This window comes from Pedobacter fastidiosus, assembly GCF_014306625.1.
GTDB lineage: Bacteria > Bacteroidota > Bacteroidia > Sphingobacteriales > Sphingobacteriaceae > Pedobacter > Pedobacter fastidiosus.
On record NZ_JACRYL010000010.1, the window covers coordinates 35724 to 46574 of the forward strand.

Below are 10851 nucleotides of genomic sequence, written 5' to 3' on the forward strand. Positions count from 1 at the left end.
GGGCTTCCTTGTTTTTTGTTATTTAGTTTCAACCACAGCCTTTGGCTTTTTAGCAACCAATGGCTTAGTAACTTTAGTTTTGGTTTCTACTTGAGGAGCTTTTTCTTCTGCAATTGGAGCAACATCTTTATTGATTTCAATAGAAAGCTTTTTGATCATTTTTTTAGAGAATCTTTCAATCGCTTTTTCTGATTTTTTAACCTTTCCGAACTGAGCAATCACCTCTTTGATTTTCTCTGTTAAAGTTAATTCTAACTCTTTTTTCTGCTTTTTATTTGCCGATTGGCTTTTTAATTTAGACTTATTTTTTTTCATATACCTTTTGTGTGCTCAAAGATATGTTATCGTAAAATTAAATCCATATTATGATTGTGTTAACAAGCTTGTGTGTAGTTAACATATAGAATATTTAAGGTAAGTTTAAGAAAGTCTTATTTTTAATACTGAAATTATGAATATAAATTATGTAATCCTAGCTATTGTTGTTGCAATTGTTTTAGCATTAATTATTTTCATTATCCTCAGAAATAAGAAAGATGAAAAGAAATTTGAGCAGGATGTAATCGAATCTGAATTAGGACCGGAAAAAGACGATAAAGAAAGTACCTAAAAGTTTGATCCTTGGGCAATTTCTCCACCTAAATCTAGCGTATTTTGAAACTCTTCCAAATATTGAAGTAGGTGTCTCTCTGCATTTGCAAATGATGTAAAAGTAGATGCCGGTTGGTTTGCATCTAAATGGCTTTTACTTTTATAGTATAAACTGGTTTGGAAAACAAATACATTTTCATCTGAAATTGGAGACATAATTCTAGCTTTAACCGGGTGATTATGAATCTCAACAAAATATTCTTTTAAGATTGTATAAATAACAGCTGACATAAGGATCGTTTTAAAATTAATTTCAATTAAGTGGTTAAATATACTCGCTATCCACTACGATTGAACGTGTTATTGATAAGATAACACTTTGGTAACATTAATTTAACACGATTTTTAAGCTGTTCAAACCGATGAAATTTACTTTTTTATAGGCTCATAAGCATAAACAACTTCATATTTAATGTTTTTAAGGCTTGTAGAAACCTCGCCGATTTTTAAATCTTCAACTTGTGGTGTGGGTTCACAGAAAGAATACTTTCGGCCATTGTAAATAATGTACTCGCCAACAGGCTTTTCAAACTGAACAGCCATTGTTAAATGAGTAGGGTAGAGGATCGCAATCATCGGGAGATTATAAATTTCCTTTACCAAAAAAAAGAATAATCCAGCTCTGTCGTCGCAATCGCTATACTTATTTAATAAAGTTTGCTCTGGCGATAAGCGCTTTTCCTTACCAAAATTCTGTTCATCATTCTCATAAAGAAATGCGTAACGTGTAAATCTCATTAAATAATCTACGCCCTTTTTTTGATCCATTCCCTTTAAATTGTTCTTCAAAATAGGAATTAGAGAACTATAAGTTTCCCTACTTAAAGGAATGTTAAAGTAAGTTTCGAAATCAACCACGGGATAATTTTGGAATATCGTCTGCACACTTTCGTTTACTTTCAATTTAAAATGATATATTTTTTGGCGGTAACTAAACTCTACATCTTTTTCTTCATAGCTATCTGGCTTAAAATCGGGCATTCTAGTCACTTTGTACGAAAATGGATTTTTTGCTTCAGGAAAAAGGATTTTTATGGGTTTGTAAGTATCAGCCTGCATAAATAATTTTCCATAATCATGATAATTTAAACACATATATTTTTTGCCATCAACCATAAAAAATGGAATATCACTAATGTCTTCATCATTGCGGACATAAAAAATAATCTGTTCGTTCCCAACCGCAATTCTTGCATCGTAACCGCATTTGTTAAGTAAATACCATTTGTAAAGCGTATATCTAAAATAATTATCTGCCTTAGGGCTAATCTGCTCAGCTGTTTTTCTAATGAGCTGGTAATAAATCCAATCGTTTAAATTGTACTTATTTTTATAATCTTTTAGTGAAGTAATTATTGAAGCGGTATTGCTTAAGCTTATCTGATCATAAAACTTGGATACTGCATTGGCCGATGCAATTTTTGGAGTAGAAATTAAGGATGAAGAGTCTATATTGAAATTGAAAGTTCCATTATAGAAATCAAAGGAATGGTTCTGCGCATTTGCAGTAAAAAAACTTGCAGCAATGCACATCATAAAAAATGTTTTTAAAAAATATTTTCGACCCCTGCTCATCAACGCTTAAATATTTGGCTAAAATAAATTTACCCATAAATAAGATAAAAACAACAATTTCTTTATGTGAAGAAGAAGGGCAGAAGGTAACTTTAATTTAACATTGTAGGCAATTAATTGGCTAAAGGATTTTTTGTTTTAGCAAGTCCATATAATGATGTTCTCAAATATTTCAGCAAAGAAATGTTACAGTTTTTGCAGTCTATATCTTTAACTAAAATTGGTTCTCCAATTCTAATTTTAAGAACATGCCCTTTTTTGTTAAACAGTTCTGAGATTAGTTTTGCAGTTTGTAACGAAGGGTGAATCAACTTTAATAAGCTGAAAAATATACCGTTATTGCCATGAAAGTAAACGGGTAAAATTGGCACGTTGGCTTTCGAAATAATTTTCCCAACTACCGGATGCCATTCTCTATCGGTAATTTGATTTGTTTTTATTTTATAGGATGAAACTTCCCCGGCAGGAAAAATGGCGACTGGAGTTCCATCTTTTAGTGCTTTCAATGTCGTTTTTAAACCGCTGATGCTTGATGCATCTATAACCTTTTCGAAAGGATTAACGGCAATGATGCATTTTTCTAAATTCGGGATTTTCTTCAGTAAAAAATTTCCCATAAACATGGTGTCTGGTCTGTGTTTGGCTAAAGTGCTTAGTAAAGCGAGCGATTCTATAGCGCCATAAGGATGATTGGCAATTGCAATAAAAGATCCATCTTTCGGGATGTTAATCAAATCTCTTTCATCCAACTCGATGCGAACGCCTAATGTTTCGAGTAAGTGCGTTGCAAATTCTTGCCCTTCCAACTCCTTCGCGTTTTTTATGATCCCATTAAAGTCGTTAATTTTTAAAAACTTCATTAAAAAAGAAGCTAAACCCGGAATAGGAACATTACATATACCGGTTGCCTTAGAAAAATTTTCTTTAGATATGACTGTCATAAATTGTAATTCAAAAATTGATTAAATGAAAATCAACCTGCTTAAGGGATTAAAATATTTTGAGCAAAATACAAGGTGGGAAACAATCGATTCTCATAAATCAAATGTTTGTCGTAGCTCATACAGAGTATCTAAAGATAAAAGATTATTGTTAATAAGCAAGTAATTTAATTACAACTTATTGTTAAGGAAATTGGTTAAAGAAGATTCATAAAATAACATTTCATTAATATGAACTTTAATAGAACAGGGTTAGTTTGACGACATTTAGTTAAATTGGAAATGAACCAAAAGCATTGCAAAAGATTAAAGAACTAACGAAAATGTTCCCTGATTTAGTAATCTTCTGAATCATTTCTTTCGAAAAACAATAATAAAATAAAGTAGGCAATAATTGGACTGGTGAATAATGCCAAGAAAAATGAACCATAAAATCCTAATGAAGTATTCCTGCCGTAATCTGCTACAGCCCAATAAAGGTATGCTATTATAGAGCATATTAATAAACCAAGAACTATTACAATTATTTCTGGTATTCCAATCATAGAAGTAATTATTGAGTCTTTATTTTTTATTAAAGATAATTAATTGGTAGGTGTATTTTATAAATTAAAAGTAGAAAATTTACGGAATGATCTCTTTTTTACAGGTTTACAAATAATTTCTTAGTTTTCTAAAAACAGCCTTTAAGCTAATAAAAACAATGAATTAATAACTTTTAGCTAACACAGATTTAACATGATAACCTCATATTTGCGTATAAATATTTGGTTAGTATTTATAAAGTTTAGGTTAGTTGATAATAAAAAACCCAGATGGATGTCTGGGTTTTTTTATGTTTAAAAATTACAAGTTCTTGCCGAGTTTCTCGAGCATTTCTGGTGGGATATTATGCGTATCTACCACTAAAAATCCATCCAAACAATCAGAGAATTTAGGATCGATATTAAATGAGATAATCTTTGCATTTAGGTTCATATATTGTCTTAATAATACAGGAATCTTAATGTGCGAATTTTCAATATCTCCAATAATGCTATCCAAATCTTTAAAAGATTCACTGCTATCTACCAGAGTATCAGTAGAAATAGGTAAAAGATCTGCCTTGAATTTATTTTTGGGTTTTACATATTTAGCCATCTCATAATCGAAATGGTTTTTGGTAATGTAATCTACAATCAACGCTTTACTGAATTTAGAAAAATTGTTGCTAATGCTCACAGGACCAAACATATAACGGTATTGTGGATTGTCTATTAGGTATTTCAAAATTCCTTTCCACAGTAAAAATAGTGGAAGTGGTTTGCCCTGATATTCTTTTCTAATCCACGATCGGCCAAGCTCTATTCCCTGTCTTAACATTGGGTAAAACTGATCTTTCATTTTAAACAATTCAGAAAGGTAGAAACCGCGTCTGCCCATGCTTTCTAAAATCTCATCTCCTTTGCCAATTCTATAAGCACCTACAATATTTTCAAGATCTCTATCCCAAATAAATAAGTGATTATAATAAATATCGTAATTGTCTAAATCTATCTTTTTGTTTGTGCCTTCGCCAACCTCACGGAAAGTAATTTCTCGCAAACGACCAATTTCCCTTAGCGTATTCGGTATTTTTAAGGTCGGTACAATATAAACTTCGTAATTTTTCTCTGTCCAAACTTTAAAATCTTCTAAAGTTTCAACCTCTTGTTTAATTAATGTTCGAGGTGTTTCTTCAATAATTTCAACAGGTTTCTTCTTAATTTTAAATAGGTTAAGTGGGTTAAAAAGTTTTTTCTCTTTATCCAAACCTATTCCCAAAGCATAAGTACGAGCACGCAAAAAGTCCATTAACTTATTGGTGCTGTTCATGTGCGAAATCTCCGAAATTGAAATCGGCTTGCCAACCCTAACTTTTATGGTTAAACCTTGCTTATTCAAAAATTCTGAAGGTAATTTAGCAGTGCGCAATGTTGGGTGAATAAAACTTAAAATGTTAAAGAATACGCCATTATTGCCATGAAAATAAATGGGTACAACTGGAACTTTTGCCTTCGCAATTAGTTTTCCAACAACAGGGTGCCACATTCTATCGGTAACTTGTTGCGCATCTAATTTAAAGGTAGAAACCTCACCAGCAGGAAAAATACCTATCGGTGTACCGCTTCTCAACAAATCGAAAGTCATTTTTAAACCGCTAATGCTCGATGAATGCTGAACATTTTCAAAAGGATTTACAGCGACGAAAAATTCATCCAGGTTGGGGATTTTTTTCAAAATAAAGTTAACCATTACCTTAGCATCCGGTCTAACTGTACACAAAAGCTTTACAAGCGCCAATCCTTCTACACCACCGTAAGGGTGATTAGCAATGGCTATAAAAGGACCTGTTTTTGGAATACTATTTAAATCATCCTCGTCAAAATCTATTGAAACGCCAATTGTTTCTAAAATTTTATCTACAAACTCTAAACCTTTAAAGTGCTGATTTTGAGAGAAAACATCGTTAATGTCGTTCAATTTCATCAGTTCCATCATCAAACCTGCTAATCCAGGCACACCAAGTTTATCAATCTTTGTCGCCTTAGCAAATTCTGAGGTCGTAATGATCTTCATATAAATAATTGTTAGGTTGTTGATTTGCAAAGCCCGTTGAGTTTCGCAATTCCAAAAATAAGATTTATATTTATAATACACATGTCATATCGTATTAATGAGAATTTGGCTTAACAAACATTTTGGTTTCAGTAAAGGCGAGTTCAATGGGCTACTCTTTCTTATCTTTATAATTATAGCACTTAAAGCCGTTCCCTATATTTACGATCACTTTAAATCTCTAGAAAAAGATAGCCCTGACCTTTTAGCACAAATTCAAAAAATAGAAGTAACGGATCAAAATAATTTTCATTATACAAGAGATCGGATAGAAGAATCTAGCCCCAGCAAAACAAGTAAACTTTTTACATTCGACCCCAATAAAATTGATGAAGAAGGCTGGCAAACCTTAGGATTATCCCCAAAGCAAGCCAGTTCTATTGTTAACTATAGGAATAAGGGTGGTAAATTTTATAAAGCGGAAGATTTACAGAAAATGTACACCATTTCGCCTGAAATGTACAAAAAGCTTTTGCCTTACGTTCAAATTGAAAATCAGCAATCTAATTATCCGAAAAAAGATTTTAATTTCGAAAAGAGAGAATATGTTAAGAAACCTTTGGCGATTATAGATATTAACGTGGCCGATTCTGCTCAGCTCGATGAAATCAAGGGTGTTGGAGGTGCTTTCGCCAATCGAATTTTAAAATATCGTGAGCGCTTGGGTGGTTTCTATAAAAAAGAACAACTAATGGAAGTTTATGGTTTAGACTCTGTTAAGTATGAAGAAATCAAAAATCAAATTTCGCTTAGCCCAATAAAGCTTAAAACTGTAAATATTAATACGGCGATTTTTAACGATTTAAAATCTAATCCATATTTATCTTACAAACAAATTAGCGCTATAATTCAGTATCGAAAACAACACGGCAATTATTCAAGCCCTGCCGATTTAAAAAAGATCGTCATCCTTAATCAACAGATTATTGATAAAATTACACCATACATTTCTTATTAATAGAAGCTAGCTTTTTTCTGGAAAGCGTTGGGATCAGGCATTTTCTACTCCAACCTTGTTTATTTGCCGAAAGACGCAGAAAAAAATTAAAAAACTTTCATCTGCCAATTTCAAGGTTTAAAATTAACCGAATAACTTATTGAACCAAATACCATTTCATTCTACAATTAAACGAATATTTAATGGTAAGTAACTATCAAATAATTGTTTATAATTGCCTCAACTAGCTTAAAATATAAACTAATGAGCGTAAGCTTTAACTTTTCAGAAACAGAAACTCAGCAGAGTGTAAAGGCCATGGTCCGCGATTTTGCAGAGAAAAACATTCGTCCAAATATAATGGAGTGGGATGAGGCACAGCATTTCCCGGTAGAATTGTTCAAACAATTGGGAGAGTTGGGTTTAATGGGCGTATTGGTTCCCGAAGAATATGGTGGCTCAGGTTTGGGTTATCAGGAATATGTTGATGTAATTGTAGAAGTAGCCAGAGTTTGTGGCTCAATCGGTTTATCATTGGCAGCGCATAATTCTTTATGTACGGGTCATATCTTGGCTTTCGGAACAGAAGAACAAAAGCAAAAATGGTTACCAAAATTGGCATCTGCAGAATGGATTGGCGCTTGGGGTTTAACTGAGGCAAATACAGGTTCGGATGCTTTGAGAATGATGACAACCGCTGTTGAAGATGGCGACGATTACATTATTAATGGGGCAAAAAATTGGATTACCCATGGCAAAAGTGGAGATGTTGCCGTTGTAATGATAAGAACAGGAGAACAGGGAAGTTCAAAAGGGATTTCTGCAATTGTTGTAGAACGAGGAACGCCAGGTTTTACTGCAGGAAAAAAGGAAAATAAATTAGGAATGCGAGCTTCAGAAACCACTGAAATGATTTTTGATAACTGTCGTGTTCCAAAAGCCAACCTCTTGGGTAATGTTGGGGAAGGCTTTAAACAGGCTATGAAAGTATTGGATGGAGGAAGAATTTCTATTGCGGCATTAGCATTGGGGATTGCTAAAGGTGCTTTTGATGCTGCTGTAGCTTATTCAAAACAGCGTCAGCAATTCGGACAACCAATATCAAGCTTTCAGGCAATCAGTTTCAAATTGGCAGATATGGCGACAGAAATTGAAGCGGCTGAGTTATTAATTCGTCAGGCTGCAGATTTAAAGAATAGGCATTTGCCAATGACAAAAGAATCGGCAATGGCGAAATATTTTGCCTCAGAAGTTTCGGTGAGAGTTGCAACAGAAGCCGTACAGATTTTTGGTGGTTATGGTTACACAAAAGATTTCCCGGTAGAGAAATTCTATCGCGATAGTAAATTATGCACAATAGGTGAGGGAACATCCGAAATACAGAAGATCGTTATCGCTAGAGAAATATTAAATTAGACCAAAGCAGAAAAGCTTTGTCAGATTAGAAACAACAAACCAAATAAATATTATGAGCAATCCGGTAGGCGTAACCACGCCTCCGGATTTTTTTTGGCCAAATTTTAAAACCAATTTTTTTCAGCGAATGTTTTTCAATTAACCAATTAACCAATTAACCAATTAACCAATTAATTTGCAACTTACTGCGGTATATCTTTAGAGGTTAAAATACTATCTACAACATACACACTAAAGCCTCTCCATGGCAAAGTGTTTTTATACTCCTTATAATGTAGCTCGTAAAATTTCCCGCTGTTGGCCATCATTTTATCGGCTATATCTTTATTGGCAATAGAAAATTCAAATTCGTTATTTTGTAATGTTCCAGTTTGGCGTGATTTAATTCCACTTTGAATTAATTTACCTTCATAAGTTTTAAATATATATCCTTTCCTTACTACGTAATTTAATTCTCCAGCTTTCACGCCTTCTCCAAAAACAAAGAAATAACGATAATAGCCGATGCCAACCAATATTAATAAAACGATTACGGAGATGATTGAAATTACTTTTTTGCCTTTAGTCATAAATTTAATGTTATAAATAAATGTAGGGAAAGAATAGAATAAAACAATTACAAGATCGAATAAATATTTTACGGGAATATATGCTGTATATATAAGGTGTTTAAAGATTATGACAACCAAATAATTTCTTTTATAAAACCTTTCTCATTTTCAATAATTTACTTACATTTGCATCCCCGATAACACGGGAAATTAAAAAACCACGAGAGGAGGTATTTCAGCGTTATGATCATTATTAACATTAAAGACGGCGAATCATTAGATAAAGCCCTAAAACGTTTCAAGAAAAAGTTTGAAAAAACTGGTGTATTGAGAGAACTACGTAGTCGCCAAGCATACGAGAAAAAATCCGTAGCTCGTCGTACTGAAATTAAACATGCTGTTTATATTCAAAACATGAATTTAGATACAACTGTATAAGTTGTTTACTATATACTTATTAAAGCCTTCAGGATTTTTCTGAAGGCTTTTTTGTTTTTGCCTCAATCGAAATCTTTACAATAAACAATTAATTAATGATTTCTTTATATCAAAACTATTTGTAACTTCATATTAATGCCTTTGCAAAATATATTGAATGTTGCTAAAAAGTTTTATAACATATTTAACTCACGAGAAGCGCTATTCTCCGCATACCGTAACCTCTTATCAAACCGATTTAGATCAGTTTGAAGAATATATTAATACCACATTCGAACTAAGTTTTCAAGAAATTAAACATACCCATCTTCGGAGTTTTATGGTCGATTTGATGGAAAAGAAAACATCAGAAAGTACAATTAATAGAAAGATCTCAGCTTTGAGGAGTTTTTATAAATTCTTATTAAGAGAAGAAAAAATTGATCAAAACCCCACCGTTTTAATTAAAGCACCCAAAATCCCCAAAAGACTTCCCGTTTTTATCGATGACCAAAAGATGAATCAACTTCTAGATTCTGATCGTTATTTTGATGATAGCTTTTCCTCTGTTCGAGATCATTTAATAATAGAACTTCTTTTTGGAACGGGGATGCGTTTAACAGAATTGCTCCAATTAAAGGAGCTGGACGTGGATGTATATTCAGGAACAATTAAAGTTTTGGGTAAAAGGAATAAGGAGAGAATTATCCCTATAAATAAACAGCTTATCAATCAAGTAAATAACTATCTTGAGTTAAAAAAGTTGCAAAACTTTAATAACAATTTGCCTATATTAATCGTTACAAATATGGGCGCAGTGGCTTATCCTAAGTTGATATACCGAGTGGTAACATCATACTTAAACCACGTATCTACTAATAATAAAAAAAGCCCGCATGTATTGCGCCATAGCTATGCTACAACATTACTTAATGCTGGCGCAGATTTAAATGCAATTAAAGAACTTTTAGGCCATGCTAGTTTAGCGGCCACCCAGGTTTACACACACAATTCAATCGAAAGATTAAAAACAATTTATAAACAAGCCCATCCAAAGGCATAAAAAAAGGAGGAAAAATGAAAATCGGAGTTCAATCAATCCACTTCAGTGCAGACAGTAAGTTGTTAGATTTTATACAGAAGAAGGCAAACAAGCTAGATCAGTTTTTTGACCAGATTATTAGCGGTGAAGTGTATTTAAAATTAGAGAATGTAGAAGATGAAGCCAATAAGGTTAGTGAGATAAAACTCATTGTCCCGGGTGGAACCCTGTTCGCTAAAGAACAATGTAAATCATTTGAAGAAGCCACAGATTTGGCAATTGAATCGCTAAGAAAGCAGATCACTAAGCATAAAGATAAAACTCGTGCAAAATTAATTGAACATAAAGCAATTTTAAGCGAGAGCGAAGCGACTGATTACTAAGTAAATATTAGTTTAAAACATAATTTTAGAGGTAGCGGACAGCAATGTCCGCTATTTTTTTTCAAATTTATTTTGAAGTGAAATATAATTGTGTAGATTTGCATTCCCTTTCGGAAACGGCGTTATGCCAATAAGAAAAGGTTAGTTCTTTTAAAAGTTTAAAGTTTTTAAAAAACACGCTAATAATATGAAAAATGAAGATTTTTCGTATCATTGCACAAAATTTAAAAGCCTCCTTAGCTCAGCTGGTAGAGCAACTGACTTGTAATCAGTAGGTCATTGGTTCGATTCCGATAGGAGG

The 10851-nt window shown here is 32.8% G+C and carries 13 protein-coding genes and 1 tRNA gene; 7 read left to right on the forward strand and 7 right to left on the reverse strand.

Annotated features, from left to right (window positions below; genetic code table 11):
• Positions 1–18: 18 nt before the first annotated feature.
• The gene (locus H7U22_RS12380) at positions 19–315 is read right to left on the reverse strand and encodes a hypothetical protein (protein ID WP_187071678.1); all 297 of its coding nucleotides are present in this window, start codon (positions 313–315) and stop codon (positions 19–21) included.
• Positions 316–451: 136 nt separating this feature from the next.
• On the opposite strand from H7U22_RS12380, the gene H7U22_RS12385 reads away from it, so the two are divergent.
• Positions 452–610 carry a hypothetical protein gene (locus H7U22_RS12385; protein WP_187071679.1) on the forward strand — a complete coding sequence of 53 codons (159 nt, stop codon included), beginning with the start codon at positions 452–454 and terminating at the stop codon, positions 608–610.
• Here H7U22_RS12385 and H7U22_RS12390 read toward each other — a convergent pair.
• From H7U22_RS12390 to H7U22_RS12410, 5 genes are all read right to left on the reverse strand, one after another.
• Complete coding sequence (locus H7U22_RS12390) at positions 607–882, reverse strand: hypothetical protein (protein ID WP_187071680.1); 276 nt, start codon at positions 880–882, stop codon at positions 607–609. The genes H7U22_RS12385 and H7U22_RS12390 overlap by 4 nt on opposite strands.
• A gap of 138 nt (positions 883–1020) precedes the next feature.
• Entirely contained in the window at positions 1021–2187 is a 1167-nt protein-coding gene (locus tag H7U22_RS12395) for a hypothetical protein (RefSeq protein ID WP_187071681.1), read from the reverse strand.
• Between the two features lie 152 nt (positions 2188–2339).
• On the reverse strand, positions 2340–3167 hold the full coding sequence (locus tag H7U22_RS12400) for a lysophospholipid acyltransferase family protein (RefSeq protein ID WP_187071682.1): 828 nt from the start codon (positions 3165–3167) through the stop codon (positions 2340–2342).
• Between the two features lie 335 nt (positions 3168–3502).
• Positions 3503–3712, reverse strand: coding sequence for a hypothetical protein (locus tag H7U22_RS12405; protein ID WP_187071683.1), 210 nt, complete (start codon positions 3710–3712; stop codon positions 3503–3505).
• Between the two features lie 301 nt (positions 3713–4013).
• Positions 4014–5765 (reverse strand): lysophospholipid acyltransferase family protein, encoded by a 1752-nt coding sequence (locus tag H7U22_RS12410; RefSeq protein ID WP_187071684.1) that lies wholly within the window; start codon positions 5763–5765, stop codon positions 4014–4016.
• A 97-nt stretch (positions 5766–5862) separates the two neighbouring features.
• Between H7U22_RS12410 and H7U22_RS12415 the strand changes: the two genes are divergently transcribed.
• Positions 5863–6762, forward strand: a complete 900-nt coding sequence (locus H7U22_RS12415; RefSeq protein ID WP_187071685.1) for a ComEA family DNA-binding protein — start codon at positions 5863–5865, stop codon at positions 6760–6762.
• A gap of 243 nt (positions 6763–7005) precedes the next feature.
• Positions 7006–8157, forward strand: coding sequence for an acyl-CoA dehydrogenase (locus H7U22_RS12420; protein ID WP_187071686.1), 1152 nt, complete (start codon positions 7006–7008; stop codon positions 8155–8157).
• Between the two features lie 182 nt (positions 8158–8339).
• On the opposite strand, the gene H7U22_RS12425 is transcribed toward H7U22_RS12420, so the two are convergent.
• The gene (locus H7U22_RS12425; RefSeq protein WP_187071687.1) at positions 8340–8726 is read right to left on the reverse strand and encodes a hypothetical protein; all 387 of its coding nucleotides are present in this window, start codon (positions 8724–8726) and stop codon (positions 8340–8342) included.
• Positions 8727–8951: 225 nt separating this feature from the next.
• Here H7U22_RS12425 and rpsU point away from each other — a divergent pair, with 225 nt between their 5' ends.
• From rpsU to H7U22_RS12445, 4 genes are all read left to right on the forward strand, one after another.
• Entirely contained in the window at positions 8952–9146 is a 195-nt protein-coding gene (rpsU, locus tag H7U22_RS12430; RefSeq protein ID WP_123205457.1) for a 30S ribosomal protein S21, read from the forward strand.
• 157 nt (positions 9147–9303) lie between these two features.
• Complete coding sequence (locus tag H7U22_RS12435; RefSeq protein WP_187071688.1) at positions 9304–10188, forward strand: tyrosine-type recombinase/integrase; 885 nt, start codon at positions 9304–9306, stop codon at positions 10186–10188.
• Between the two features lie 14 nt (positions 10189–10202).
• Positions 10203–10550 carry a ribosome hibernation-promoting factor, HPF/YfiA family gene (gene hpf / locus H7U22_RS12440; protein WP_187071689.1) on the forward strand — a complete coding sequence of 116 codons (348 nt, stop codon included), beginning with the start codon at positions 10203–10205 and terminating at the stop codon, positions 10548–10550.
• Between the two features lie 230 nt (positions 10551–10780).
• Positions 10781–10851: transfer RNA gene (locus H7U22_RS12445), tRNA-Thr, on the forward strand.